This is a genomic window from Janthinobacterium sp. SUN026, from assembly GCF_030397625.1.
Classification (GTDB): Bacteria; Pseudomonadota; Gammaproteobacteria; order Burkholderiales; family Burkholderiaceae_D; genus Janthinobacterium; species Janthinobacterium kumbetense.
Genome location: NZ_JAPQNU010000001.1, coordinates 350870 through 376841, shown reverse-complemented (window position 1 = coordinate 376841; position 25972 = coordinate 350870). Strand labels below are relative to the sequence as shown.

Annotated in this window: 23 protein-coding genes; 10 read left to right on the top strand and 13 right to left on the bottom strand. The window is 61.5% G+C overall.

Features of this window, described 5'->3' with window-relative positions:
* Positions 1 to 13: 13 nt before the first annotated feature.
* From OX459_RS01770 to mpl, 4 genes are read right to left on the bottom strand one after another with little or no spacing between them, the layout of a single operon-like run.
* A complete protein-coding gene (locus OX459_RS01770; protein ID WP_289903513.1) occupies positions 14 to 2101 on the bottom strand; it encodes an RNB domain-containing ribonuclease in 2088 nt (695 codons plus the stop codon).
* Positions 2102 to 2103: 2 nt separating this feature from the next.
* Positions 2104 to 2718: a chorismate lyase gene (locus OX459_RS01765; protein ID WP_289900296.1), complete on the bottom strand. Its 615-nt coding sequence runs from the start codon at positions 2716 to 2718 to the stop codon at positions 2104 to 2106.
* Positions 2715 to 3299, bottom strand: coding sequence for a YqiA/YcfP family alpha/beta fold hydrolase (locus OX459_RS01760; protein WP_289903512.1), 585 nt, complete (start codon positions 3297 to 3299; stop codon positions 2715 to 2717). The genes OX459_RS01765 and OX459_RS01760 overlap by 4 nt, the downstream gene beginning before the upstream one ends.
* On the bottom strand, positions 3296 to 4684 hold the full coding sequence (gene mpl / locus OX459_RS01755) for a UDP-N-acetylmuramate:L-alanyl-gamma-D-glutamyl-meso-diaminopimelate ligase (protein WP_289903510.1): 1389 nt from the start codon (positions 4682 to 4684) through the stop codon (positions 3296 to 3298). Before mpl ends, OX459_RS01760 begins: the two co-directional genes overlap by 4 nt.
* Before the next feature lie 115 nt (positions 4685 to 4799).
* Between mpl and OX459_RS01750 the strand changes: the two genes are divergently transcribed.
* The 8 genes from OX459_RS01750 (at position 4800) to OX459_RS01715 (ending at position 11779) form a co-directional block, all read left to right on the top strand.
* Positions 4800 to 5438, top strand: a complete 639-nt coding sequence (locus OX459_RS01750; RefSeq protein WP_289903508.1) for a hypothetical protein — start codon at positions 4800 to 4802, stop codon at positions 5436 to 5438.
* Positions 5439 to 5457: 19 nt separating this feature from the next.
* Positions 5458 to 6024, top strand: a complete 567-nt coding sequence (locus tag OX459_RS01745; protein WP_289903507.1) for a TlpA disulfide reductase family protein — start codon at positions 5458 to 5460, stop codon at positions 6022 to 6024.
* Between the two features lie 82 nt (positions 6025 to 6106).
* Positions 6107 to 6544, top strand: a complete 438-nt coding sequence (aroQ, locus tag OX459_RS01740) for a type II 3-dehydroquinate dehydratase (protein WP_034746628.1) — start codon at positions 6107 to 6109, stop codon at positions 6542 to 6544.
* A gap of 91 nt (positions 6545 to 6635) precedes the next feature.
* Entirely contained in the window at positions 6636 to 7100 is a 465-nt protein-coding gene (gene accB, locus OX459_RS01735) for an acetyl-CoA carboxylase biotin carboxyl carrier protein (RefSeq protein ID WP_077408497.1), read from the top strand.
* Positions 7101 to 7201: 101 nt separating this feature from the next.
* Entirely contained in the window at positions 7202 to 8617 is a 1416-nt protein-coding gene (gene accC, locus OX459_RS01730) for an acetyl-CoA carboxylase biotin carboxylase subunit (RefSeq protein ID WP_099666524.1), read from the top strand.
* A complete protein-coding gene (gene prmA, locus OX459_RS01725; protein ID WP_289903506.1) occupies positions 8614 to 9558 on the top strand; it encodes a 50S ribosomal protein L11 methyltransferase in 945 nt (314 codons plus the stop codon). The genes accC and prmA overlap by 4 nt, the downstream gene beginning before the upstream one ends.
* Before the next feature lie 8 nt (positions 9559 to 9566).
* Positions 9567 to 10829 carry a DUF3426 domain-containing protein gene (locus OX459_RS01720; RefSeq protein WP_289903505.1) on the top strand — a complete coding sequence of 421 codons (1263 nt, stop codon included), beginning with the start codon at positions 9567 to 9569 and terminating at the stop codon, positions 10827 to 10829.
* An 11-nt stretch (positions 10830 to 10840) separates the two neighbouring features.
* On the top strand, positions 10841 to 11779 hold the full coding sequence (locus OX459_RS01715; protein ID WP_099666521.1) for a carbohydrate kinase family protein: 939 nt from the start codon (positions 10841 to 10843) through the stop codon (positions 11777 to 11779).
* Positions 11780 to 11828: 49 nt separating this feature from the next.
* Here OX459_RS01715 and OX459_RS01710 read toward each other — a convergent pair whose 3' ends face one another.
* On the bottom strand, positions 11829 to 12362 hold the full coding sequence (locus OX459_RS01710; protein ID WP_251350272.1) for a YggT family protein: 534 nt from the start codon (positions 12360 to 12362) through the stop codon (positions 11829 to 11831).
* A 253-nt stretch (positions 12363 to 12615) separates the two neighbouring features.
* Here OX459_RS01710 and OX459_RS01705 point away from each other — a divergent pair, with 253 nt between their 5' ends.
* Positions 12616 to 13623 (top strand): hypothetical protein, encoded by a 1008-nt coding sequence (locus OX459_RS01705; RefSeq protein WP_289903503.1) that lies wholly within the window; start codon positions 12616 to 12618, stop codon positions 13621 to 13623.
* 835 nt (positions 13624 to 14458) lie between these two features.
* On the opposite strand, the gene OX459_RS01700 is transcribed toward OX459_RS01705, so the two are convergent.
* From OX459_RS01700 to ccsA, 6 genes are all read right to left on the bottom strand, one after another.
* Positions 14459 to 15610 carry a ribonucleotide-diphosphate reductase subunit beta gene (locus OX459_RS01700; RefSeq protein WP_071322017.1) on the bottom strand — a complete coding sequence of 384 codons (1152 nt, stop codon included), beginning with the start codon at positions 15608 to 15610 and terminating at the stop codon, positions 14459 to 14461.
* Between the two features lie 118 nt (positions 15611 to 15728).
* Entirely contained in the window at positions 15729 to 18680 is a 2952-nt protein-coding gene (locus OX459_RS01695; protein ID WP_289900290.1) for a ribonucleoside-diphosphate reductase subunit alpha, read from the bottom strand.
* 391 nt (positions 18681 to 19071) lie between these two features.
* The gene (gene ampD / locus OX459_RS01690) at positions 19072 to 19683 is read right to left on the bottom strand and encodes a 1,6-anhydro-N-acetylmuramyl-L-alanine amidase AmpD (protein WP_289903502.1); all 612 of its coding nucleotides are present in this window, start codon (positions 19681 to 19683) and stop codon (positions 19072 to 19074) included.
* Positions 19661 to 20740 (bottom strand): sigma-54 dependent transcriptional regulator, encoded by a 1080-nt coding sequence (locus tag OX459_RS01685; protein WP_354669646.1) that lies wholly within the window; start codon positions 20738 to 20740, stop codon positions 19661 to 19663. Before OX459_RS01685 ends, ampD begins: the two co-directional genes overlap by 23 nt.
* 120 nt (positions 20741 to 20860) lie before the next feature.
* The gene (locus tag OX459_RS01680) at positions 20861 to 21121 is read right to left on the bottom strand and encodes a PP0621 family protein (RefSeq protein WP_289903501.1); all 261 of its coding nucleotides are present in this window, start codon (positions 21119 to 21121) and stop codon (positions 20861 to 20863) included.
* Complete coding sequence (ccsA, locus tag OX459_RS01675) at positions 21118 to 21921, bottom strand: cytochrome c biogenesis protein CcsA (RefSeq protein ID WP_077408508.1); 804 nt, start codon at positions 21919 to 21921, stop codon at positions 21118 to 21120. Before ccsA ends, OX459_RS01680 begins: the two co-directional genes overlap by 4 nt.
* A 326-nt stretch (positions 21922 to 22247) precedes the next feature.
* Between ccsA and OX459_RS01670 the strand changes: the two genes are divergently transcribed.
* Positions 22248 to 22787: a hypothetical protein gene (locus OX459_RS01670; RefSeq protein ID WP_289903500.1), complete on the top strand. Its 540-nt coding sequence runs from the start codon at positions 22248 to 22250 to the stop codon at positions 22785 to 22787.
* Positions 22788 to 22850: 63 nt separating this feature from the next.
* Here OX459_RS01670 and OX459_RS01665 read toward each other — a convergent pair whose 3' ends face one another.
* Together OX459_RS01665 and OX459_RS01660 are read right to left on the bottom strand one after the other, a co-directional pair.
* On the bottom strand, positions 22851 to 23795 hold the full coding sequence (locus OX459_RS01665) for an ABC transporter substrate-binding protein (protein ID WP_289904808.1): 945 nt from the start codon (positions 23793 to 23795) through the stop codon (positions 22851 to 22853).
* Between the two features lie 179 nt (positions 23796 to 23974).
* Positions 23975 to 25969, bottom strand: coding sequence for a MacB family efflux pump subunit (locus OX459_RS01660; protein ID WP_289903499.1), 1995 nt, complete (start codon positions 25967 to 25969; stop codon positions 23975 to 23977).
* Positions 25970 to 25972 lie beyond the last annotated feature (3 nt).

The following is a 25972-nucleotide window of genomic DNA, read 5'->3' as shown; positions in this document are numbered from 1 at the left end:
CCTGACGGACGCCTTACTTGACCCCGGGTTCGCTGACCACGTCTTCGCTGGCCAGTTCCGCCACTTCCGCATCGGCGTCGCTGACCTGGTTGGCCGCTTCCGGCGACGCTTCCGGCGCCACATCGCCCTCGTCGGCGCCGTCGTCGCCCGCTTCTTCCTCGTAGTCGAGTTCGGCATCGGCCGCCGCATCGGGCACGGCGGCGATTTCCAGCAGGCGCGCTTCGATGCTCAGGTCGACTTCATCCCAGCGCAGCAAGTCCAGTTTCACCTGGGCGCCGCGCGCCACCGATGGCATGCCCGGCAGCTTGATGACCAGCGGAATGTCGACCAGGCGCAAGATTTCATCCTTCAAGACGACGGCATCGACCTGACGCGCGTTTTCCTGGTGCAGCCAGCGCAAGCACCAGTAGCGTTCCATGTTCGACTGGAAATCGCCATACGCGGCATACGCGGCGTCGAAGGCCGAGACGATGGCGAACAAATTCGCATCGCGCGGCTTGAACGGCGCCACCAGCGGCGCCGTCACGCCATGCTCGGCGCAGGCGATGATTTGCCACTGATTCACCAGGTCCGTGTAGCGGCGCAAGGGCGAGGTGCTCCACGCGTATTGATCCACGCCCAGGCCCTGGTGCGGCGCAGCATGGGTGACCATGCGCACCTGCATCTTTGCCGCCCAGCTATTGCCACTGCCGCCGCCCTGGCTGCGGTAGATGCCGGGCACGCCATGGTCGTGCAGCATCTTGCCCCAGGTACTGTTGGCAAAAATCATCAATTCGGCAACGATCTTGTCCAGCGGCGCGCCACGCTTGCGGCGCGCCACGGTGACGATGTCATTTTCTACATAGAAATTGAAATCGACGCGGTTATTCTGTTCCGGCTTCAAGCCAAACGCTTCGCGCTTTTTCATGCGGCCCTGTTCCAGCTGCTGCGCCCATTGCCACAACACGGCAAAATCGGCCTTGTGCGGATACTCGCCTTCACCGCTGGCCAGGGTTTCCTCGTTGACCAGGTCGTCCAGCTGGTTATGGCGCAAATTGCTGGCGATCGGCACCAGTTCCGCGCGCGTGTGCGTGCTGACAACTGCCCAGTCCGCTTTCGGGTCCAGCGTGGCGTACAGCGACAGGGCCGGGCACGTCGTGCCTTCGGCCAGGGTGAACGCATTGACGATTTCATCCGGCAGCATGGTGATCTTGTCCCCCGGCATGTAGACGGTCGACATGCGCTGGCGCGCCATCTTGTCGATCACGTCTTCCGGGCGGATGCCCAGGCCCGGCGCGGCGATGTGGATACCGACCTTGACCGTGCCATCCGGCAACGGTTGCACTGAGAAAGCATCGTCGATCTCGGTCGTGGTCACGTCGTCGATCGAGAAGGCGGCCACGTCGGCCAGCGGCAGCTTGGCCGTCACGGATGGCACGGGTACGCTCGGGAAGCCGGCGCCTTTCGGGAAATTTTCGAAGAGGAATTTCGACAGGTGCAAGTCTTTCGGCGAAGCAATACCACCGACGGCCAGCATCAGGCGCGGCGGCGTCGTGTGCAATTCCGTGCACGCCGCTTCCAGTGCCTTGTATTCGATCGTGTTCTTGTCCGGCTTGAACAGCAGTTGCAGCACCATCGGCTGCATCGAGGCAGGCAAGCGGTTCTGTTTCAGTTCTTCCACATAGCTTGCCTGCACCAGCGCCTGCTGTTTTTTCTTTTCGATGCCGGCCAGGGCCGCCTTCAGGGACGCTTCCGGCGCCGCCTTGTAGCGGCCACGGCCCTTCTTGTAGAAATACACGGGCGCCGAATGCAGGGCCAGGATCAGGCCGGCAGCTTCCGGCGGCAATGGTGCGTGACCGAAATACTCGGCGCCCAGCTCGGCAAATCCGAACTCGTCTTCGCCCGCCACTTCCCACAGGAAATCAAGGTCGATCTCGGCAGCAACAGTCTTGGCTTGCTCGAGCAACTCGGCCGGGGACGGTTTTTCATACTGCAGCAGCACATCCTTGACCTTGACCTTGGTGCGCTTGCCGCTGGCCATTTCGACCTGGTACGCTTCACCCGCTTGCGACAGGACCGTGCCGACCTTGAAATCGCCGGATTCTTCAAAAAATAGATTCATTGTTATGCTTTGTTTATTAATGTGTCGGTTGCAACGGTGCGAGTGACGGACGTCAACTCCAGCACCGCCGGCAAAAATACTTCGGTTACCAGCAGCAATCCCTGGTGACGCTGGTACAAGCAGCGGCGGGCAAAAAACAGCGACTTGTCATCGACGCGCTGCCCTTCCCCTGCCAGCGCCGCCTGCGCCCGCTGCACCAGCGGGTGCCCGGCGCGCAAGCGGGCAAATTCCAGTTCACCGCGCCGTACCATGCGGTCGCCAAACAGGGTCGTACCCAGCGAACGCTCGCCCAGCGCGGAAAACAAAGGCCAGTCCGTGGCCGTCGCCTGCATGGGCACGACGGTATGGCCAAACACGGCCGGTTTGTTATCACAGCGCAACAGCACTTCGCGTTCCCACACCCGACCCGCACGGTGCAAACCGATGATGGCGGCCTCGTCGGTCAAACAGCGCGATGTTTCCTGATGCAAACATTGCACGCGGAACGCGCTGCTATGCGCTTTCAGCTTGGCCGTCAGCGAACCGCCGCCCGTCAGCCAGTGGCGCAAGGCCGGCGGCGCATTGACGGCATTCACGTGCGCATGCCATTGCGCCTGGCGCAGCGAACCCGGCCTCACCGGGCAGAGTCCGCGTCGATGCCGCAAAAGGCCAGCACGGGCGCCAGGTATGCGGCAAATTCGCTGATGCCATGGTCGCTGCCATCGATGACGCACTGCTGCGCCCCCTGATAATGCGCCACCATGTCGCGGTAGTCGAGCACTTCATCGCCCGTGGCGGCAATCAGGAAATAGCGTTGCGGCTGCGTAATTTTCTCTACGGCAAACGTGCGTAGCTCATCGATGTATTCGCGCTTGAACTCGAATGGCTTGTCCGAATGGAATTCGGTCGTCACGCCCACATGTTGTTCCAGGTCAATAAGGGGAACAATCGCCGGATTGAGCAGCACGGCGCGGCAACCGAGCTGTTCGGCCAGCCAGGTGGCGTAATAGCCGCCCAGCGAGGAGCCGATAATCGTCAGGTCGGCCGGCGCCACCTCCTTGACCAGCGACAAGGCCAGCTCGATGGCCAGCTTGGGCGAGGCCGGCAATTGCGGGCACAGCCATTCTGCTTCGCGGCCCAGCGCCTGCATCTGCGCGGCCAGCAGGCGCGACTTCATCGACAGGGGCGACGAGCGAAATCCATGCAGGTACAGAATCATCGGCCCAGCGCCTCCAGCAACTTCTGGTGCACGCCGCCAAAGCCGCCGTTGCTCATGACCACGATCTGGTCGCCGGGACGGGCGGCAGCTGCCACGGCCGCTACCAGTGCATCGATGTCTTCATAGGCGCTGGCAATCTGGCCCAGCGGCGCCAGCGCGTCGCCCAAGCTCCAGCCCAACGCGGCATGGCTGCCGAAACCGAAGACCAGGTCGGCATCCTTCAGGCTGCCGGGCAGCGCATCTTTCATGGCGCCCAGCTTCATGGTGTTCGAACGCGGTTCCAGCACGGCCAGGATGCGGCCGCTGCTGCCGATGGTTTGGCTCATTTTTTGGCGCAGGCCGCCCACGGTGGTGGCAATGGCCGTCGGGTGATGCGCGAAATCGTCGTACACGGTAATGCCGTTGACCACGCCGCGCACTTCCATGCGGCGCTTGACGCTCTCGAACGTGGCCAGCGAGGCGCACGCCTGGGCAATCGGCACACCCACGTGGCGCGCGGCGGCGATGGCCGCCAGCGCATTGCTGCGGTTATGCTTGCCCGTGAGCGCCCACGCCACATGGCCTTCCTGCTGGCCATTGAAGTACACGTCGAAGCTGCCTTCGGCCTGCTCTTGCAGTTGCCAGTTAGCATCTTGGCCGAAACTTTCTTTTTCGCTCCAGCAACCGCGCGCCAGCACGCGCTGCAGCGACGCTTCGTCGCCGTTGAACACGAGGCGACCGATGCCGGGCACGGTGCGTACCAGATGGTGGAATTGCGTCTCGATCGCGTGCAGATCGGGGAAGATGTCGGCGTGATCATATTCCAGGTTATTCATGATGGCCGTCTTCGCGTGGTAATGCACGAACTTGCTGCGCTTGTCGAAGAAGGCCGTGTCGTATTCATCGGCTTCGATGACGAAGAAGTCCGAATCGGCGCTTTTGCCGTCGATCTTGCCGCTGAGGCGGGCGGAAATGCCAAAGTTCATCGGCACGCCGCCGATCAGGAAGCCCGGCGCGTAGCCCGCGTCTTCGAGTATCCAGGCCAGCATGGCCGACGTTGTCGTCTTGCCATGCGTGCCGGCCACGGCCAGCACCCACTTGTTGCGCAAGATGTGTTCGCCTATCCACTGGGGGCCGGACACATACGGCAGGCTGCGGTTGAGGATTTCTTCCACCAGCGGGTTGCCGCGCGAGACCACATTGCCAATCACATACAAATCCGGGTTCAGCTTGGTTTGTTCCGGATCAAAGCCCTGGATCAGTTCGATTCCCTGCGATTCCAGCTGGGTGCTCATCGGCGGATACACGTTGGCATCGCAACCAGTGACTTTATGGCCGGCTTCCTTGGCCAGGACAGCCAGGCCGCCCATGAAGGTACCGCAAATGCCGAGAATATGAATATGCATGTGATCAGTGCGAAAGGTGCACGCTTAAGTAAGTAAGACGGTGAGATAAAAAACAGCAAGTGCAGGATTTTACCTGACGCCATGACTTTTTCCGCTTCGGAGTATCATCTCGTTCATGACGAACGATGCATTTGACGATAGCGCGCAGTTGCGCCTGGAAATCGCCGCCGCTGCCGCGCGCCTCGTGGCGCAGGATGGCGCCGACTATGGCAGCGCCAAGCGCAAGGCGGCGCGGCAAGTCCTGGGCGACGCGCCGAACCGCCCCAATATCTTGCCGGACAACGACATGATCGAAGAACAGGTGCGGCAATACAATGCCCTGTTCCTGGCCGACAGCCAGCCGGCGCGATTGTTCCAGCTGCGCACGATTGCGCTGCAGGTGATGGAAGCGTTGCAACAATTTCATCCCCTGCTCAGCGGCCCCGTGCTCAATGGCACGGCCGGCCCCCACGACGAGATCTATTTGCAGCTGTTTGCCGAGAGCGCCAAGGACATCCACATCTTCTTGCTGAATAAAAATGTCGTGCTCGACATGTCGGAAAGCCCGCATTTCAAGGGAGCGCGTTATGATGCGGTCGAGACAGCCAGTTTCTTGTGGAAAAACGAAGGCGTGCACGCGGCCATGTATGAGCTCGACGATATGCGCGGCGCGCTGAAAGCCAAGGCGGATGGAAAAGTGCTGCGCACCGACATCGCCGGGTTGCGCAGCCTGCTGGCCGCCAGCCTCGCCGACGGCGTACCGACTGCCGACTAACATTGATATAGATAAAGTTATGACAAAAAAGAATTGGATCGCCTGCGCCATCGTGGCGCTGATGTTCGGCGGCATGGGTGCTTACGTCGGTTTGAGCAAGGAAAAAGCGAAAGAAGCGGGGAAAGAAGCGGGACCGCAGACGACCGCCATCGCGCCAGGCGCGAAGGGTCCCGTCAACGAACTGTATGCGCTGTCCCTGCCGGACGCGGCGGGCGTCACGCAGGCGTTATCGCAATGGAAAGGAAAAAACCTGCTGGTGAATTTCTGGGCGCCGTGGTGCCCGCCTTGCGTGGAAGAAATGCCAGAGTTATCCGAAGTGCAAAACCATTACGGGGCGAAAAACCTGCAGGTGATCGGCATCGGTATCGATTCGGCCAGTAATATTGCCACTTTTGCCAGCAAGGTCAAGATCGCCTATCCCGTGTATGTATCCGGCATGAGCGGCACCGACCTGTCGCGTCATTTTGGCAATGCCACGGGCGGTTTGCCCTTTACGGTACTGATCGGCGCCGATGGCGAAGTCAAAAAGACCTATCTGGGCCGCTTGAAATTTGATCAGTTGCGCGCCGATCTGGATAAATTGTAAATTCGGAGCGTGCTTTTTTCTCTTGCCAATGCGTATCTTTGGCGGCAAAATGCGGAACTTTCGCTAAAACGGTCTTCCATACATGGCAAAAAACCTCCTTCTGCTCAACGGTCCCAACCTGAATTTGCTGGGAACGCGCGAGCCTGAGGTCTACGGCGCCAGCACCTTGGCCGATATCGAGCAGGCAGCAATGGCGCAAGCCATGGCGGCCGGTGCCGACCTGGTTTGCTTTCAAAGCAACCATGAAGGCGCGCTGATCGACCGCATCCATGCCGCGCGAGCGGAAGGGATCGATGCCATCGTCATCAATCCGGGCGGCCTGACCCATACCAGCGTTGCCTTGCGCGATGCGCTGGCCGGGGTCGCCATCCCGTTCGTGGAAGTCCATATCTCGAATATTTATCAACGCGAAACGTTTCGACATCACTCATTTCTCAGCGCGATCGCGCAGGGGACGATCTGCGGCCTGGGTATCGATGGATATCGGTTTGCCATCGACTTTGCGCTTAAAAAACGTTAATCTACGCGATCTGCACGCATTTAGCGCGGCGATAGGTTCTTGGACATCACCGCATCACTCATAAAACAAACTACATTCCTAGGGGTTTTACATGGATCTACGAAAACTCAAGACCTTGATCGACCTGGTCGCCGAATCGGATATCGCAGAGCTGGAAGTTACCGAAGGCGAAAGCAAGGTTCGCATCGTCAAATCGTCGGCCATGCCGCAAAACCAGATGGTCATGATGCAGCCGCAAGGCATGCCAGCCCAATACCAGCCAGCCGCGCCAGCCGCCGCTCCCGCTGCGGCAGCCGCCGTCGTGGTCGCCGCCGAGCCAACGGGCTATGTGGTCAAGTCGCCGATGGTCGGTACCTTCTACCGCTCTTCCGCTCCTGGCAGCGCCGCCTATGTTGAAGTGGGCTCGACCGTCAAGGAAGGTGATACCCTGTGCATCATCGAAGCGATGAAGCTCCTGAATGAAATCGACTCCGATAAAGCCGGTGTCGTGACCCAGATCCTGGTCGAAAACGGCCAACCGGTCGAATTCGGTCAACCCTTGTTTGTGATCGGCTAAAACCCAGTCCACACGGCCGGCAACGGCCGTTTGCAGTTTTAGCCCCTCACACTTGTTGTTTCGCCGGCTCGCCGGCTCTCACAGACATACGCGAACCTACCATGTTTGAAAAAATCCTGATTGCCAACCGTGGTGAAATTGCCCTCCGTATTCAGCGCGCCTGCCGCGAAATGGGCATTAAAACGGTTGTAGTCCACTCCGAAGCCGACAAGGACGCGAAATACGTCAAGCTGGCCGACGAATCCGTTTGTATCGGCCCGGCCCAGTCGTCCCTGAGCTACCTGAACATGCCCGCCATCATCAGCGCCGCTGAAGTGACGGATGCGCAAGCGATTCACCCAGGCTATGGCTTCCTGTCGGAAAACGCCGACTTTGCCGAACGCGTCGAGAAATCGGGCTTCGTCTTCATCGGCCCTCGCTCGGAATCGATCCGTTTGATGGGCGACAAAGTGTCGGCCAAGCAAACCATGATCAAGGCTGGCGTACCGTGCGTCCCCGGCTCGGAAGGCGCGTTGCCGGACGATCCGAAAGCGATCGTGCAAATTGCCCGCAAGATCGGCTACCCGGTCATCATCAAGGCCGCCGGTGGCGGTGGCGGACGCGGCATGCGCGTGGTGCACACGGAAGCGGCCCTGATCAACGCCGTGGCGATGACCAAGACGGAAGCCGGCACGGCCTTCGGCAACCCTGAAGTGTATATGGAGAAGTACCTGGAAAATCCGCGCCACGTGGAAATCCAGATCCTCGCCGACGAACACAAGAACGCAGTCTGGCTGGGCGAGCGCGACTGCTCCATGCAGCGCCGCCACCAGAAAGTGATCGAAGAGGCACCAGCGCCGGGCATCCCGCGCAAGCTGATCGAGAAAATTGGCGACCGTTGCGCCGAAGCGTGCCGCAAGATCGGCTACCGCGGCGCCGGCACGTTCGAATTCCTGTACGAAAACGGCGAGTTCTATTTCATTGAAATGAATACCCGTGTGCAAGTGGAGCATCCGGTCACCGAGATGATCACCGGCATCGACATCGTGCAAGAGCAGATCCGCATCGCCGCCGGTGAAAAACTGCGTTTCCGCCAGCGCGACGTCCTGCTGTCGGGCCACGCCATCGAGTGCCGCATCAACGCCGAAGATCCGTTCAAGTTCACGCCATCGCCAGGCAAGATCGTCTCGTGGCATGCACCGGGCGGCCCCGGCATCCGCGTCGACTCGCACGCCTACGCCGGCTACTACGTTCCGCCGCACTACGACTCGATGATCGGCAAAGTGATCGCTTACGGCGCCACGCGCGAGCAAGCGATCCGCCGCATGCAGATCGCCCTGTCCGAAATGGTGGTCGAAGGCATCAACACGAATATCGCCCTGCACCGCGAACTGATGATCGACGCGCGCTTCATCGAAGGCGGCACCAACATTCACTATCTGGAACAGAAACTGGCCGATATGCCGGACCTGGGCAAGAACCTGAATAGCGGCAGCCCCAGCATCGCCAAGAAATCCGAAATCAAGGCGGGCGCATGAGCTGGACGGAAATCGTCATCGAAATCGCCCGTGACAACGCCGAGGCCATGTCCGACGCGTTGATGGAAGCGGGCGCCCTGTCGGTGTCGGTGGAAGACGCCGATGAAGGCACGGATGCCGAGCAGCCCTTGTTTGGCGAGCCCGGCATGGAACCGAAGGAAGCGGCGTGGGAACGCAGCCGCGTGGTGGCGCTGACGGACGTCGACGCCGACCAAGCCGCCATCGTGGCCGCCGCCGCCCAAGCGGTCGGCATGATGGACGTACCTGCCTTTACCATGCGTCCCGTGGAGGAGCAGGACTGGGTACGCCTGACGCAGTCGCAATTCGCACCGATTCACATCGGCAAGAATATCTGGGTCGTGCCCAGCTGGCACGAGGCACCGGATCCTGACGGCCTGATCCTGGAACTGGACCCGGGCCTGGCTTTCGGCACGGGCAGCCACCCGACCACGCGCCTGTGCATGGAATGGCTGGAAGCAAACCCTGCTCCCGGCAAGACCGTGCTCGACTACGGTTGCGGTTCCGGCATCCTGGCCATGGTGGCCAAGAAGCTCGGCGCGCAAACGGTGGCCGGCGTCGATATCGACCCGCAGGCGATCGAATCGGCGCGCGACAATGCCGAACGCAACCAGTGCGAGATCGAATATTTCTTGCCAGACACGTTTGCCACCTCGGCACACGCCACGGCCAAGTTCGACATCGTTGTCGCCAACATCCTGTCGAGCCCATTGAAACTGATGGCGCCGATGCTGTCGGGCCGCGTTGCCGACGGCGGCGCCCTGATCCTGTCCGGCGTGCTGGCACATCAGGCGGAAGAAGTGGCCGCTGCCTACGCACCGTTCATCCAGCTGGGTGTATGGGCCGAGCAAGACGGCTGGGTGGCCCTGCATGGCCGCCTGGGCAGCACGCAAGCACCTGCGCCCCGCGCGGAAGGTGCATAAGCACAGCAATGGCCCTCGCCACCAAATGCCCCCATTGCAACACGATATTTCGGGTCGCTGCTGACCAGTTGAAGTTACGTGGGGGCATCGTGCGCTGCGGCACGTGCAGGGAAGTGTTTGACGGCAATGCCGCGCTGGTCGATCCAGCTGCGGCATCGCCGTTTTTAACATCCGGCCCCGGCACTGCCGCCCCCCTGTCGACTAGTTACCCGGTCGACAACAGCCTGCCGTCCGCCACGGACGACGAACCCATTTATTCCCTCGACTTCGATACCTCGTTCGACCCGTTCGGCATCTTGCCGGAAACGGCGCAGCTCAAGGACGATGCAGACGATGGCGAGCACATCGAGCTGGACCTCGACGTGGCCCTGCCCGACGAGGCGCTGAACCACGTGCCGGCCGCCGCACCACTCGATATACCTGAAGCAACACCAGTAGAAACACCGGCAGAACTGCCCGAACCACCGTTGCCCCAGCCAATGGCGCCCTTCAAGCGCCGCCAGGTCGATGAGGCGCCCGCCTTCGCCACGTATTTGCGCGATAGCCGCCGCGAACCGAACCTGGAAACGGGTGCCGTACCGGCATTGCCTGCCGCCGAAAAAGTCAACCTGGACAAGCCCCTGCCTGCGGCGTCTGCCGCAGCCAGCCCCGCGCGCCGGGAACCCACGCTGGCCGACCCGCTGCCCGCCGCCCCGATTGCGCCGGATGCCGCCGAAGAGCAGGAAGAACCCGTCCAGCCGCCGGCCGACGACGAGCCGGCCTTTGTGACCTTGGGCCGGCGCCGCGAACAGAGCGGCAAGGCCTTGCGCGTGGCCATGGCCCTCGGCTCGGTGGTACTGCTGCTATTATTATTACTGCAAGTGATGACCACTTTCCGCAATCCGCTGGCGGCGCAATTTCCCCAGTGGAAACCGACCCTGGTAGCGCTGTGCAAGCTCAGTGGCTGCCAAGTCGACTTGCCGGCGCAGATCGAGGCGCTGTCCATCGAGCAAGGCGAGTTGCAAACTTTGAAGGACCAAACCTTTTCCTACGTCTCGCTGCTGCGCAACCAGGGCCGCAGCGTGCAAGCCTGGCCCAGCATCGAACTGATCCTCAACGACGCCAACGACAAACCGGTCTTGCGCCGCGTGATCGCGCCGCGCGACTACCTGCCGGCCACGATCGACGTGAGCACGGGGTTTGCGCCGCGCTCGGAACAAACCATCAAACTGTACTTTGCATTAGACCAACTCACGGCGTCTGGCTACCATATCGCCATCTTTTACCCTTAACAGACACTATCATGACCAAAACATCGCTGATCTGCGGCTCGCTTGCCACCGACACCATCATGCAATTCCCCGGCCGCTTCGGCGAATCCCTGCTGGCCGACCAGTTGCACAAGGTAAACGTCTCCTTCCTCGTGCCCACCATGCGCACGGAGTTCGGCGGCTGCTCGGGCAACATCGCCTACAGCCTGAAAATGCTGGGCGGCGACCCGCGCATCGTCGGCGTCATGGGGCAAGATAGCGCCGCCTACCTGGAGCGTCTGCAAAAGCTGGGTATTTCCACCGCCAACATCCTGATCAAGGCCGACAGCTACAACGCGCAGTGCTTCGTCACGGCCGATGCGGACAATAACCAGATCAACGCCTTCCACCCGGGCGCCATGTCGTTTGCGCATGAAAACCCGATCGCCAATGCGGGGCCGGCCAAGGTCGCCATCATTTCGCCGGATGGCGACCAGGGCATGCTCAAGCACGCCGCCGACCTGGCCGAGCTGGGCATTCCCTTCATGTTCGACCCGGGCCAGCAGTTGCCACGCTTCAACGGCGAACAGTTGATCGACTTCATCAACAAAGCCACGTATGTGTCGGCCAACGACTATGAAATGGAGATGTTGATGGAGCGCACGGGCCTGACTCTGCCGGACATCGCCAGCCGCCTGGAAGCGCTGATCGTCACGCGTGGCGAAAAAGGATCGGAAATCTACACGGACGGCAAGCGCATCGACATTCCTGTCGTGGCCGCCAAGGAAGTGCTGGATCCGACCGGTTGCGGCGACGCCTACCGTGCTGGCTTGCTGTTCGGCATCACCAACGACCTGGGCTGGGAAACCAGCGGCCGCCTGGCCAGCCTGCTGGGCGCCATCAAGATCGCCACCCAGGGCGCGCAAAACCACGTGTTTACGCCGGAAAGCATCGCCGACCAGTTCGAAGCGGCGTTCGGTTACCGCTATTAATATGTAGTCCGGTCGGCTTGTGCGCTAGCGCCAGGCCGACCTCCTCGTTTTACCTCAATACAATAATCATCCCCACCAGCACTTGCGCAATCTGCAGCAAGATCAACGCCACCAGCAAAGACAGGTCCAGGCTGCCGACCAGCGGCACGACCTTGCGGATCGGACGCAGCAGCGGCTCGTTCAGGGCCCGTACGAACGGCGCCAGCGGCGCATGCGGGTTGACCCAGCTGAAGATGGCTTCAATGATCAGCAAGGCCATGAAACCGTAGAGTATCCATTGCAGGAAGCGTTGCAGCGACTTGAGCAGTACCACCTCGACGGGATAGCCGGAAATAAACAGCACCGAGCTGGCCAGCAGCACGATCAGGAAGGCGCCGATCAGGCTGGCCCAGTCATACCCGCCCACGCCCGGCACCACGCGGCGCAGGGGGCGCACCAGCCAGTCGGACAATTGAAACGTGAATTGCGCCACCGACGAGGGCGGCCGCACGCGCACCGCCTGCATCCAGAAGCGCAGCAGCAACACGCCGCCCAGCAAGGTGGCGATGGTATCAACGATCAATGTAAGGATAACGATCAGCACGACTAATTCTCCAAAAAAAAACCGCTGTGTGATTGAGTCACACAGCGGCGTGTTGCCTCATCCAGGCACCCGTATCGCAGGAATTACGATGGGCGGGTGCTGGTTGGGAATGGCCAGGCTGCAGCCGGTGCCAACACGGTTTTTGCTACAGGTGCGATAGGCGCCGATGGCTTGGCGACAGGAGCTGCCTTCTTCGGTGCGGCCTTTTTAGGCGCGGCCTTCTTGGCTGCTGGCTTGGCTGCCACGGCGGCTGGTGCCGCTGGAGCTGCTGCCGGCGCTGCGGCTGGTGCGGCTGCCACGACTGGCGCTGCAGCTGGCTTGGCGGCAGGTTTCGCTGCGGCTTTCGCTGCCGGCTTGGCGGCAGCTTTTGCTGCTGGCTTCGCTGCTACCTTGGCTGCTGGCTTGGCTGCAGGTTTTGCTGCTACCTTGGCGGCAGGTTTCGCTGCTGCTTTGGCTGCCGGCTTGGCTGCGACTTTCGCTGCTGGCTTGGCTGCTACCTTGGCTGCTGGCTTCGCTGCCACCTTGGCCGCTGGCTTGGCTGCCGCTTTCGCTGCTGGCTTCGCTGCTACCTTGGCCGCTGGCTTGGCTGCAGCTTTTGCTGCTGGCTTCGCTACTGCCTTGGCTGCTGGCTTGGCTGCTGCTTTGGCCGCTGGCTTGGCTGCTGCTTTGGCGGCCGGCTTTGCTGCTGCCTTGGCGACGACTTTTTTCGCTGCTGGCTTGGCTGCCGCCTTGGCGGCCGGTTTCGCTGCTGCCTTGGCTGCAGGTTTCGCTGCGGCTTTTTTCACTGCTGGCTTGGCTGCTGCTTTTGCTGCTGGCTTCGCTGCTGCTTTTGCCGCTGGCTTGGCTGCTGCTTTTGCTGCAGGTTTCGCTGCGGCTTTGGCGGCCGGCTTGGCTGCTGCCTTGGCGACGACTTTTTTCGCTGCTGGCTTGGCTGCTGCCTTGGCTACAGGTTTCGCTGCAGCTTTTTTCACCGCTGGCTTGGCTGCTGCCTTGGCCGCTGGTTTTGCTGCGGCTTTTGCTGCTGGCTTGGCGGCCGGTTTGGCTGCGGCTTTTTTCGCGACCGGCTTGGCTGCTGCCTTGGCTGCAGGTTTCGCTGCGGCTTTCGCTGCCGGCTTGGCGGCCGGTTTTGCTGCTGCCTTGGCCGCTGGTTTCGCTGCGGCTTTTGCTACTGGCTTGGCAGCCACTTTTGCTGCAGGCTTGGCTGCGGCTTTGGCGACTAGTTTGGCGGCTGGTTTCGCTGCGGCTTTGGCAGCTGGTTTAGCGGCAACCGTCTTCGCTGCGGCTGCCGGCTTCTTCGCGGCAGGAGCAGCCTTGGCGGCTGGTTTCTTTACTTCTGATTTCTTAGCGGCTGTTGCCATTTGTCTCTCCTTCATCTGAGATGAGAAATTTAAGCTACAAGATTTAAACCCGTCCGACCCACCACAGGGATAGGCCAGGCGAATTATTCATCGGCACAAACGGTCGTTTGCGCTAATGAATTCGGCACCAGCTGAACTGCTGCAACTCCTCACGTTTGCAGCACTTCAGCCATCGTCGGTGCCACCCTGCTTTATCTCGCAGCTGGTGGCAAAGTCTGAATTCGGTCATTCGTTTTCGATGCCGTGCGTTTTTTCGCTCCTCGCATCGCGCTCGCCACAACACCCATCCGTCAAATAAAAAACCGCCATGCCTGAAAAAATTCGGGCACGGCGGCAGACGAAAACGGTGTGGTTTTGTGCATATCCGTGTAAATCTGTATCCCTGTTTTGCGAGGTTTTTTCGCTACCGCGCTGGTTAAAAAACCCCGCATTCTAACGCTCGCATTTGCAATCTCATAAAGTACACGAAAACCTTGTCAATGCGCAACCGGCACGACACGTTTTCGCCCGCTTTTTTGCACGTTACGCGTGCTATCGCACAATCGCGCGGCAAATGCCGCCGCCAGCGTCACCGGAAATGATTTTTGGGGCCCGCGATGCGGCCATTCGCGACAGCCGAAAATCCTGGTGCAAACCTCATCGCATGACGCGATGAGGCACGCATTTTTCCGCCGCCATGCTGACGAAAAAAAAGCGCCGTCTCGATGACGGCGCTTTTGGGCGTTGACTGAAAAAGGGTTACTCCCAGTTCAGCGCACCACCGGTTTGATACTCGGTCACGCGCGTTTCGAAGAAGTTACGTTCCTTCTTCATGTCGATCATTTCGCTCATCCACGGGAACGGATTTTCTTCCTGGGCGAACAGTGGCTCGATGCCGATCTGCTGCGCGCGGCGGTTGGCGATGAAGCGCAGGTAGCCCTTGAACATCGGCGCATTCAGACCCAGCACGCCGCGCGGCATGGTGTCTTCCGCGTACGCGTATTCCAGTTCCACGGCTTTCATGAACAAGTCCTTGATCTCTTCGCGGAAAGCGGCCGTCCACAGCTGCGGGTTTTCCATCTTGATCGTGTTGATCAAGTCGATGCCGAAGTTGCAGTGCATCGATTCGTCGCGCAGGATGTACTGGTACTGCTCGGCCGCGCCCATCATCTTGTTCTGGCGGCCCAGCGCCAGGATCTGCGTGAAGCCGACGTAGAAGAACAGGCCTTCCATCAAGCAGGCAAAGACGATCAGGGATTTGAGCAGCTTCTGGTCGTTTTCCACCGTGCCGGTGACAAACGCCGGGTCGGTCAGGGTGTTGATGAACGGAATCAGGAATTCATCCTTGTCGCGGATCGACTTGACTTCGTTGTAGGCGTTGAAGATCTCGCCTTCGTCCAGGCCCAGGGATTCGACGATGTACTGGTAAGCGTGCGTGTGAATCGCTTCCTCGAACGCCTGGCGCAGCAGGTACTGGCGGCATTCCGGCGCCGTGATGTGGCGGTAGGTGCCCAGCACGATGTTGTTGGCGGCCAGCGAGTCGGCCGTCACGAAGAAGCCCAGGTTGCGCTTGACCAGGCGGCGCTCGTCGTCCGTCAGGCCGTTCGGGTTTTTCCACAGCTCGATATCGCGCTGCATGTTCACTTCCTGCGGCATCCAGTGGTTGGCGCAGCCGGCCAGGTATTTGTCCCACGCCCACTTGTACTTGAACGGCACTAGCTGGTTGACGTCCGTCTTGCCGTTGATGATGCGCTTGTCGTCGGCATTCACGCGGCGCGCGACTTGCTCGGCGTTCGCTTCGGACGGCTCGGCACCGGCCGGCAGGTTCAATTCGGTATTACCCAGTGGCGCTTGCTGCGCCGGACGCGGCGCAGCTGCCGACGTGGTTTCATCATCCCATGACAACGACATATTCTTCTTCCTTTCCATGCCGGCGAGCCGGCGATCCGCAACAGGCCCGTTGTATCGGACAATGCGGACATTGACAACATTGAATCAGCCCGACCGTGCCGGGCTGACAACTAAAATTTTACTGGCAGGCTTCGCATTCCTCAAAGCCATCGTCACCCGGACGCAGGTAGCAGGCTTCGCCATCGGCGTCGTCCGCTGCCGCTGCCACTACCGGCGCCACGGCCACTGCTGCTGCCGCCACGACCGCCGCCTGGGCGCTCTGCGCGCTGGCCGACATGCCGCCATCGACTGCCACGGCGTTCAGGGCGCCCGTCTTGGAGGTCGACTTCTCCATGTGGGTAGCGGCGATGGTACGCAGGTAATAGGTGGTTTTCAGGCCACGCAGCCATGCCAGCTTGTAGGTCTCGTCCAGTTTCTTGCCCGATGCGCCAGCCATGTAGATGTTCAGCGACTGGGCCTGGTCGATCCACTTCTGGCGGCGCGAAGCCGCTTCCACCAGCCAGCTTGGCGACACTTCAAAGGCGGTGGCGTAGATATCGCGCAGGTCTTGCGGGATGCGGTCGATCTTCACCAGCGAGCCGTCGAAGTACTTCAGGTCGGAGATCATGACTTCATCCCACAGGTCGCGCGCCTTCAGGTCGCGCACCAGGTAGCCGTTGATCTCGGTGAATTCGCCCGACAGGTTCGATTTCACGTACAGGTTCTGGAACGTCGGCTCGATACAGGCCGAGACGCCGATGATGTTCGAAATCGTCGCCGTCGGGGCGATCGCCACGCAGTTCGAGTTACGCATGCCGAACTTGGCAATGCGTTCGCGCACCGGTGTCCAGTCCATGGCCGACGAGGAATCGACTTCCAGGTAGCCGCCGCGCTCTTCAGCCAGCAGCTTGACCGAGTCCTGTGGCAGGATGCCACGGTCCCACAGCGAGCCGGCATACGATTCATAGCGGCCGCGCTCTTCGGCCAGTTCCGTCGACGCCAGGTAGGCGTAGTAGCAGACGGCTTCCATCGAGGTGTCGGCAAACGACACGGCGGCGTCCGAGGCGAACGGGATACGCATCATGTGCAGGCAGTCCTGGAAGCCCATCACGCCCATGCCGACCGGACGGTGGCGCATGTTCGAATTGCGCGCCTTGTCGACGGCGTAGTAATTGATGTCGATGACGTTGTCGAGCATGCGCATGGCGGTGCGCACGGTCTTGGCCAGCTTGACGTGATCGAGCTTGCCTTCCTTCATGTGCGCCGGCATGTTCACGGAACCGAGGTTGCAGACGGCGATTTCATCGCTGCTGGTGTTCAGGGTGATTTCCGTGCACAGGTTCGAGCTGTGGACGACGCCAACGTGCGACTGCGGGCTGCGGATGTTGCAAGGGTCCTTGAACGTGATCCATGGGTGGCCCGTTTCAAACAGCATCGACAGCATCTTGCGCCACAGGTCCAGCGCGGCGATCTTCTTGAAGACGCGTATTTCGCCAGCGGCGGCCTTGGCTTCGTAGCCCACGTAAGCCTGTTCGAAAGCCTTGCCGACCTTGTCGTGCAAATCTGGCGTGTCCGACGGCGAGAACAGGGTCCATTCGCCTTTTTCCATGACGCGCTTCATGAACATGTCGGGAATCCAGTTTGCCGTGTTCATGTCGTGCGTGCGGCGGCGGTCGTCGCCCGTGTTCTTGCGCAGGTCGAGGAACTCCTCGATATCCATGTGCCAGGTTTCCAGGTAGGCGCAGACGGCGCCCTTGCGCTTGCCGCCCTGGTTGACTGCCACGGCCGTGTCATTCACCACTTTCAGGAACGGCACGACGCCTTGCGACTTGCCATTGGTGCCCTTGATGTGGGCACCCAGGGCGCGCACTGGCGTCCAGTCGTTACCCAGACCGCCTGCGAACTTGGCCAGCAGCGCGTTGTCCTTGATGGCGTCGTAGATGCCTTCCAGGTCATCCGAGACGGTGCTCAGGTAGCACGACGACAACTGCGAACGCAAGGTGCCCGAGTTGAACAGGGTCGGGGTCGAGCTCATGAAGTCGAACGAGGACAGCAGGCTGTAGAACTCGATGGCGCGCGCTTCGCGGTCCGCCTCGTTCAGTGCCAGGCCCATGGCCACGCGCATGTAGAACGCCTGCGGCATTTCGATGCGCACGTCCTGGATGTGCAGGAAGTAGCGGTCATACAGGGTTTGCAGGCCGATGTAGCCGAATTGCAAGTCTCGGTCGGCCACGATGGCTTTGGCCAGGCGTTCCAGGTCGAAGCTGGCGAGTACCGGGTTCAGCAGCTCGGCGGCGATGCCCTTGGCGATGTATTGCGGGAAATACGTCAGGTATTCGGCGGCAGCGGCCGCTTGTGGCACTTCCTTGCCGAACACTTCCTTGCGCACCGTGTGCAGCAGGATGCGGGCCGTGACCTGGCTGTAGGCCGGGTCTTTTTCCATCAGCGCGCGCGCTGCCAGGATGGCCGACTTGTGCAGTTCTTCCACCGGCACGCCGTCATACAGGTTTTTCACCGTTTCAGCCAGGATGGCGTCGGCATCGACGTGCTTTTCCAGGCCGGCGCAGGCGGCATTGATCAGGTCGCGTACTTCCTGCATGTCCAGCAGGCGGCGCACGCCGTTGTCGGTCACGTTCAGTTGTGGTGCGGAAACTTGCGCGGACGCGCCTTGCGCTTCCTTCTGCAGGCGGCGCTCTTCCATGTGTTTGGCGCGGTACAGCACGTAGGCACGCGCCACGTCGTGCTCGCCCGAACGCATCAGCGACAGTTCCACCTGGTCTTGCACGTCTTCGATATGGAAGGTGCCGCCGCCCGGGTGGCGGCGCACCAGCGCAGCGACCACGCCGTCGGTCAATTGTTCCACCAGTTCGCGGATGCGTGCCGAGGCTGCGCCCTGGCCGCCGTTAACGGCCAAAAACGCCTTGGTCATGGCGATGGCGATCTTCGAAGGCTCAAATGCCACCACCGCGCCGTTGCGGCGGATGATGCGATAGTCGCCCAATGCCGCGCCCGTGCTCGCCACGCTGTTGGCCGCGCCTGGCGCTGGCGATACTGGCGTTGGATGGATGGAAATATCTTGTGGTGATTGCATTGAAGCTCCCGTTGTCAGCTAAAGTCAGCCTGCAGTTTTGCTGCCGCGTGTGTTGTTGAATAGAACGCCCGATGGTCAGGGTTTCTTCAGGTATTTGTTGCTAAATAGTAAATTAATAGTACATAAAACAGCTCAGTATCCATCTCGCCACACCGCACTGCCCGGCTGGCGCAAAACACGATCAAGGGTGATAAACCGCCAGTTCCAGTGCTTTATCAGCAATCCGGGTAGCTTTGACAATAATTCTGAAAACGTCTGTGATGGCACTACATATAGTCTTTACATCCAACTTCTGCACTAATTGTAGTACCCATCGAAGGGCGATGCAATAGTTTTCCGGCATCCGTCGGCGTAATTTTTTGTATTTTCATATACGATTTCGGTTGACTTTTCAGGGCATGGCTGGGAAGCCCAATCCCCGCGAAGTAAGCGCTAACGCAGCTTGTCCGTTAAGGGTTTCCAGCCAGCATTCTTGATAAAAATGCCAGTCAAAAAACGGCCCCGGATCCGTCTTCCTGCCCGGCGCGATATGCTCGTGGCCGCGCACCTGGGACAGCCCGTAGCGCGCCACCAGCGCCGCCGTCAGCGCCGCCAGCACATGATATTGCCGCCGCTGGAACGGCACATCGTCCGCGCCTTCCATTTCGATACCGATAGAATAGCCATTGCACTGCGGGCGTCCTTCGAAGGCGGACGCGCCCGCATGCCAGGCACGTTGATCAGCAGAAACATATTGCAACAGCGCACCATCGCGCCGCACAAAAAAGTGCGCCGACACCTGCAAGCCACGCAGGTCGGCGAAAGAAGGATCGGCATTATAATCTACCCGGCCCGTAAACAAGTCCGACACATGCGGCCCGCCAAAGCGGCCACCCGGCAAACTGATGTTATGGATCACCAGCAAATCGACTTGCGCACCGTCCGGGCGCGCATCCCAGTACGGCGAGTCGTAGCGCAGCGCGCCGTCGCACCAGCCGTCTTCATCTATCGTCCATGCGCTCATCAAATAGGGCTTCCTGTATCATCAATTTCTGCATGCGGTAACGCAACTGGCGCACGCTCAGGCCCAGCTGGCGCGCCGCCCGTGCGCGGTGGTAGCGCGCCTGCACCAGCGCCAGCATGATCATGTCGCGCTCGGCCTGGCGCAAATACACGTCCAGCGGCAAGACCTTGGCCACGCCATACGCCGCCATGCCAGGCAGACACTGTTGCCGCCCCGACACAGCCGGCATGGCCGACGCCACCCGCAAGGGCACGTTGCCCGCCGCGGAGGGCAAGGCCAGCCCGTCAAGCGCGATCACGCCGCCATCGGCAAAGGCCAGCGCCCGTTCCAGCACGTTTTCCAGTTCGCGCACATTGCCGGGAAACGCATATGCGGCCAGGGCCGCCAGCACCGGCGGCGCCAGGCTCACGGCCCGGTGCGGCGACAGGCGTGCGAGGATCACCTCACATAATACCTGCAGATCGCCGCGCCGTTCGCGCAGCGGCGGCAACGCCAGCTCGATCACATTCAGGCGGTAAAACAGGTCCTGGCGAAACGTCCCGGCCGCCACGCCGCGCGTCAGGCCATGCTGGCTGGCGCACAGGATGCGCACGTCGACGGCTTCGTCAGTACTGCCGCCCAGCTTGCGCACGCGGTGCTCTTGCAGCACGCGCAACAGTTTCACCTGCATGGCCAGCGGCAGATCGTCGACTTCGTCGAGCAGCAAGCTGCCGCCATGGGCCGCCTGGAACAGGCCCTGGCGCTCGTGCAGCGCACCCGTATAGGCGCCCGGGCGGCAGCCGAAGAATTCCGCTTCCATCAGCGCTTCGGGAATGGCGCCGCAGTTGACGGCGATAAACGGAAAGCTGGCGCGCGCGCCCTGCGCATGGATGGCGCGCGCCGCCAGTTCCTTGCCCGTGCCCGATTCGCCGCGGATGGCCACCGGCGCGCCGCAGCGGGCGATGCGGCCGATCTGCGCGCGCAGCGCCTGCATGGGCAGCGAGTTGCCGCTCAGTTGCGGCGCCGGCGGCATGCCGGCGACGGTCTGCGGGATGGAGCGGGGGCTGGGACGGGGCATGGTGAGCGCGCCTTTCTGCAATGGCGGCGACGAACCGCCTGCTGCAGATGCTACGCCGGACGGATGCCGGAGGACGTTACGATACGGATGAGCAACGCACGCGGGCCTGCGGACCGCCCCTTACAACGTGGCGTGCGCGTGGCTGCAGTAGTCGTGGCCCTTGGCCTGCACGTTTTCCGAGGCCGGGTAGTACACGCCGCAATGGGCGCAGCACAGCATCAGTTCGGCATCCGGCAACTCCTGCGGCCGCACCGGCGGCGTAAACGGATTCGGCTGCTGTTGCTGTTGCGCGCGGGCCCGCTGTTGCATGCCACGGATCTTGCTGCGGATAGCGAACAGCACCAGGAACACCAGCGCCAGCCAAAATAAAACACGTGTCATGCGAATCCTCGGTGTAAAACCACTTCCAGTACAAAACGGCTGCCGACATAGGCCAGCAGCAAGGTGGCGAAACCGGCCAGCGTAAAACTCAGGGCCGTCTTGCCGCGCCAGCCGCGGAAGCGGCGGCCTGCCAGCAGCGAGGCAAACAGCAGCCACGACAGCATGGTAAACACGGATTTGTGATCCCAGTTGAGCGCCTTGCCAAATAATTGCTCGGAAAACACGATGCCCGACAGCACGGTCAGGCTGAGCAAAATAAACCCCAGGCCGATCATGCGGAACAGCAACTTTTCCATCGTCAGCAGGGCTGGCAACTGATCCAGAGCGCTGCCGATGAAGCCGCGGCTTTCGCTGCGCGTGTGCAAGCGCGATTCCTGCAGCGCCATCAGCACGGCGTGAAACGCGGCAATCGTCAGGGTGCTGTAGGCGAGCACGGCCACGGCAATATGCCAGCCGAAGACGGCCGACTTGCCTTCCATGCTGACCTGGCTGCCGGGGAAGGCCCAGGCCAGGCCAATGGCGAGGACGGCGCTGGGCATGACCATGCGGCGCAGTCCGTCCAGGCTGAAATTGCGGTTTTCTATCCAGTAGGCGCCTACCGAGACCCACAGCGCGGCCGACAGCATGGCGGAAAAACCGAAGCGCAAGGTGCCCGGCGCCATCAGGTCGAACCACAGGGTGGCGGCGTGCGCCAGCCAGGCGACGCCGGTCAGGCCGGCAATAAGCCGGGCACGGGACGAGGGAAGCACCGCGCACACCGCATACAACAGGGCGGCGATGAAAAAGAAATAGATCTGCATAGTTTAAGTTTACACCATAGCCGACAAGCGCGATTCAGGCGACAGCCCGGGTGACAGGCACGACGCCGTCATCCAATGCCGCAAGCCTGCCATGATATCGCGCCTGAGGCATGACGGGGTGGCGCACCCTCAAGATTTCGGCAATCTTTCCTGCGACACACTGTCGCCGCGCTGCGGGTATGTTGCCACCCTGATTAGCCAGTCCTATAATTATGTCCACAAAGCAATATTTATCCACCCTGACGCCACCGCCCCCCGCCATGTCTTTTCTAAAATTGTCCTGGACCTGTCTCTTGCTGGCCGCCTGTACTATATTAGGCGGCTGCATGAAAGATGCACCTTCCCAATCCACGTACGAGGAATACTTCCGTACGTCCATTCAAAGCTATGATCTGTACAAACAGTACTTCGACATCGCGAAGCTGGAAAAGCTCAATGGCTGGAAAGAGAACGAACAGTACGAAATCAAGGGCTCGGCCGTGCTGCGCGCCAAGGTGGGCTACCTGGAATTGCTGGCCGACGTGGCCGACAGGCTCGAAACAGAGGCCAAGACGGATGGCTCCGTGGGCATGACCATGGGCCTGGGCCTGATGGCGCGCGGCATGGGCGGTGAAAACAAGGTTTTCCGCGAATTCTGGGCGCAGCAGCAGGAAAAGAAGGCGATCCCCGCGCCGCTGCTGGCGCGCCAGGCGGCGATGACGGCCGAACGTTTCGAGAACCTGCTGCAATGGTCGGACCAGATCGTGCAAGACAATTACGGCGCCATCATCAGCCGCCAGCTCAAGAAAGGCGACGAGCTGACCCGCATCTACACGCTGAGCTTCCGCCAGACGGAGAAAGGCTGGATGGGTTTTAACGCCCGCTAAAGGCAACCCACCCCAAGCTCCGCACCAGCACTGGCGCGGAGGTATTTTTCATGGTTTCCTGATTTACTTCACATTCAGGCTCTTTTTCGCCTGCTCCAGCAAGTCCGTCTTGACCCAGTCCCTGGCCACGGGCGGCTTCGTCATGCGGCCCACGCCCGTTTTTACCATCACGTCCGTCGTGATCTGGATGTGTTCGGGCGAGATGTCATACGAATACGGCGAATTGCTGATCGCATCGTCGAAGTCATCCTTCGTGATCTGGCCGCGGAACACCACTTCGCGCACATACTTTTCCGCCGTCGCCTTGTTGTCGATAAAGGTCTTGGTGGCTTCGACGAAGCAGCGCATGAATTTTTCCGCCACGGGACGGCGTTCCTTGTAAAACTTTTCCGTCATCACCATGGTGCGCACGGGTTCGCCGATCGGCGTGTCGTACGGTTTGATGACTTCGGTGCCGAAACCCTTGTTGATCGCCTGCGACGATTGCGGCTCCGACTGCATCATGGCGTCGATATTCTTGCCCATCAGCGCCTGGTTCAAGTCGGCGTAAGCCAGGAACACCAGTTGCACATCCTTGCCCTTGGTTTCGGAATACGTCAGGCCCACCTGCGACAGCTCCGCCAGCAGCAGCACTTCCTGGATGCCGCCGCGCGTCACGCCCACGCGCTTGCCCTTGAGTTCCTTGACGCTGGCGATCTTTTGCCCGGCACCCGCCACCAGGCGCGCGCCGCCTTTGGCAAAGCCTGCCACCACATAGATGGGGGCACCGCCGGCGCGGCCGGAAATGGCGGCTTCGGAGGCCGTCGCCCCCACGTCCAGCTCGCCCGCGATAATCGCCTGCATCACGTCGAGGCCCTTGGCGAAGACATGCTCTTCGACCTTGATACCGCACTTGGGTGCGATTTCCTTGATGTACGACACGGCGCCGTAATGGGCGAACTTCAAATTGCCCAGGCGCACGACTTCCTGCGCCTGTGCCTGGACAGCGCCCATGCCGAAGGCCAGCATGAGGGCGGCGGCAATACCGGTCTTCAAAGTTGATTTTTTCTGCATCGGGTTCTCCTGTGGTGGTTGGTATGTGCCCGCATGGGCATAAAACACGGCGCTTTTATTATGAGGAGATAGTACCGTGTGTTGGAGCCAGGGCAACATTTTTTTTGCCGGCAGCCACGCTGCCGGCGTTGTCACTACTGCCCCGCCAGCGCCACCACCGGATCGAGCCCCGACGCCTTGCGCGCCGGCATGAAGCCAAACACCAGCCCCGTCACCACGGCGCAGGCAAAGGCGCCGCCGACGGCGCTCAGCGAAAAGATCACCGGCACGTCCCATACCAGCAGCAGGGCCGCCACCGTCACGCCAACCACGATGCCGGCCATACCGCCCACCACCGACACCAGCACGGCTTCGGTAAGGAACTGGCGCAGGATGTCGCGCCGGCGCGCGCCCGTCGCCATGCGGATGCCGATTTCGCGCGTGCGCTCGCGCACCGTCATCAGCATCACGTTCATGACGCCGATGCCGCCCACCACCAGGGAGACTGCGGCGATCAGGCTGAGCATCACGGTCATGTTGTCCTGCGTCTTGGCTTCGGCCGCGATCGATGCGGCCGCGTTGCTGATGCCGTAGTCGCGGATCCGGTGGCGCTCGAACATGGTGGCGTCGACCGCCGCCTCCACCTCCGTCACGCGCTTGACGTCGGCCACCGCCATGACGGTGTACGTCGGCTCGCGCTGGCCGAAAACGCGGATGCCGGCCGTGGAAAACGGCAGCAGCAGCACGTCGTCTTCATCCTTTTCGCCCGTCAGCGCGCCCTTCGCGCTCATCACGCCGATCACCTGGAACGGCACATTGCCGATCAGGATGCTCTGCCCCACGGGATTGGCCACGTCGGGCATCAGCTTTTCCGCCAGATGCGCACCCAGCACGGCCACGGTGGCCATCTCGCGCTCGTCCTCCTCGGTAAAGAAGCCGCCCTTGGCCACCGGCCAGGTCTGGATCTGCGGCAGGGCCGGCCCCGTGCCGCGCACATAGGTCTGCACATCGAGGTTGCCATGGCGGATCACCTTGTTGCCCGTGACATTCGGCAGCACGTGGGTGATGCCCGGCACGTCCTTGAGCGCATCGAGGTCGGCCAGGGTGATGCTGCGCCCGGGGATGCGCGAGCTTTCGCCGCGCGACGCCATGTACAGCAAATTCGAACCGAACGCGCCCAGCTGCGCCATCACCTGCTGGCGCGTGCCCAGGCCGATGGCCAGCATGACGATCACGGAAGCGACGCCGATGACGATGCCGAGCAGGGTCAGGCCCGTGCGGAAGCGGTTGATCCACAGCACGCGCCAGGCGGCGCGCGCCGCGTCGAGCAATTCCGTGCCCAGCGACGCGCCCGTGTCGTGGGCGGCGCGCGACATGTCCAGCGGCGGCAGGGCCGTCGACGTGGACGGAATGGTAACGGCGCCCGAGTCTTCGACGATTTCGCCATCGCTGATCTCGATCACGCGGCGCGCCTGGGCCGCCACCTTGCGGTCATGCGTAATCAGAATGATGGTGTGGCCCGCGTCGGCCAGTTCGCCCAGCAGGGCCATGACTTCGGCGCCGCTGCTGCTGTCGAGCGCCCCCGTCGGTTCATCGGCGAGGATGATGCGCCCGCCATTCATCAGGGCGCGGGCGATCGACACGCGCTGCTGCTGCCCGCCGGACAACTGGTTTGGCCGGTGATCGAGCCGCTCGCCGAGGCCCAGGCGCTTAAGCAGCGCTTCCGAGCGGGCGTGGCGGGCGCTGGCGGGCATGCCCGCGTACAGGGCCGGCACTTCCACGTTTTCGCGCGCCGATTCGGTGGCGATCAGGTGATAACCCTGGAAGACGAAGCCGAACGCTTCGCGCCGCAGCCACGCCAGTTCATCGGGATTCAGGCTGGCCACGTCCTGGCCGGCGAAGCGATAGGTGCCGTCGCTGGGCCGGTCAAGACAGCCCAGCAAATGCATCAGGGTCGATTTGCCGGAACCGGAGGCGCCGACGATGGCGACGAATTCGCCGGCACCGATCGACAAGGTCAGGCCGCGCAGCACTTCCACGGCCGGCGCGCCGTCATGGCCACCGTAGCGCTTGCGGATGCCCTGCAGTTCAATCAGGGGAACCGGCTGGCCAGGTTCCCCTGGCTGCCCCAGCGACCTGGCCTCGCTCATGGC

Excerpts from the sequence above, each read along its gene's own strand:
- OX459_RS01770 (WP_289903513.1), bottom strand. The coding sequence starts at position 2,101 with ATGAATCTATTTTTTGAAGAATCCGGCGATTTCAAGGTCGGCACGGTC.
- OX459_RS01695 (WP_289900290.1), bottom strand. The coding sequence starts at position 18,680 with ATGCAATCACCACAAGATATTTCCATCCATCCAACGCCAGTATCGCCA.
- OX459_RS01745 (WP_289903507.1), top strand. The coding sequence starts at position 5,458 with ATGACAAAAAAGAATTGGATCGCCTGCGCCATCGTGGCGCTGATGTTC.
- OX459_RS01715 (WP_099666521.1), top strand. The coding sequence starts at position 10,841 with ATGACCAAAACATCGCTGATCTGCGGCTCGCTTGCCACCGACACCATC.
- OX459_RS01665 (WP_289904808.1), bottom strand. The coding sequence starts at position 23,795 with ATGCTGGCCTTCGGCATGGGCGCTGTCCAGGCACAGGCGCAGGAAGTC.
- OX459_RS01685 (WP_354669646.1), bottom strand. The coding sequence starts at position 20,740 with ATGCCCCGTCCCAGCCCCCGCTCCATCCCGCAGACCGTCGCCGGCATG.
- OX459_RS01760 (WP_289903512.1), bottom strand. The coding sequence starts at position 3,299 with ATGATTCTGTACCTGCATGGATTTCGCTCGTCGCCCCTGTCGATGAAG.
- OX459_RS01680 (WP_289903501.1), bottom strand. The coding sequence starts at position 21,121 with ATGACACGTGTTTTATTTTGGCTGGCGCTGGTGTTCCTGGTGCTGTTC.
- mpl (WP_289903510.1), bottom strand. The coding sequence starts at position 4,684 with ATGCATATTCATATTCTCGGCATTTGCGGTACCTTCATGGGCGGCCTG.
- accC (WP_099666524.1), top strand. The coding sequence starts at position 7,202 with ATGTTTGAAAAAATCCTGATTGCCAACCGTGGTGAAATTGCCCTCCGT.
- aroQ (WP_034746628.1), top strand. The coding sequence starts at position 6,107 with ATGGCAAAAAACCTCCTTCTGCTCAACGGTCCCAACCTGAATTTGCTG.
- prmA (WP_289903506.1), top strand. The coding sequence starts at position 8,614 with ATGAGCTGGACGGAAATCGTCATCGAAATCGCCCGTGACAACGCCGAG.
- OX459_RS01720 (WP_289903505.1), top strand. The coding sequence starts at position 9,567 with ATGGCCCTCGCCACCAAATGCCCCCATTGCAACACGATATTTCGGGTC.
- ampD (WP_289903502.1), bottom strand. The coding sequence starts at position 19,683 with ATGAGCGCATGGACGATAGATGAAGACGGCTGGTGCGACGGCGCGCTG.
- OX459_RS01750 (WP_289903508.1), top strand. The coding sequence starts at position 4,800 with ATGACGAACGATGCATTTGACGATAGCGCGCAGTTGCGCCTGGAAATC.
- OX459_RS01670 (WP_289903500.1), top strand. The coding sequence starts at position 22,248 with ATGAAAGATGCACCTTCCCAATCCACGTACGAGGAATACTTCCGTACG.
- OX459_RS01700 (WP_071322017.1), bottom strand. The coding sequence starts at position 15,610 with ATGTCGTTGTCATGGGATGATGAAACCACGTCGGCAGCTGCGCCGCGT.
- accB (WP_077408497.1), top strand. The coding sequence starts at position 6,636 with ATGGATCTACGAAAACTCAAGACCTTGATCGACCTGGTCGCCGAATCG.
- OX459_RS01660 (WP_289903499.1), bottom strand. The coding sequence starts at position 25,969 with ATGAGCGAGGCCAGGTCGCTGGGGCAGCCAGGGGAACCTGGCCAGCCG.
- ccsA (WP_077408508.1), bottom strand. The coding sequence starts at position 21,921 with ATGCAGATCTATTTCTTTTTCATCGCCGCCCTGTTGTATGCGGTGTGC.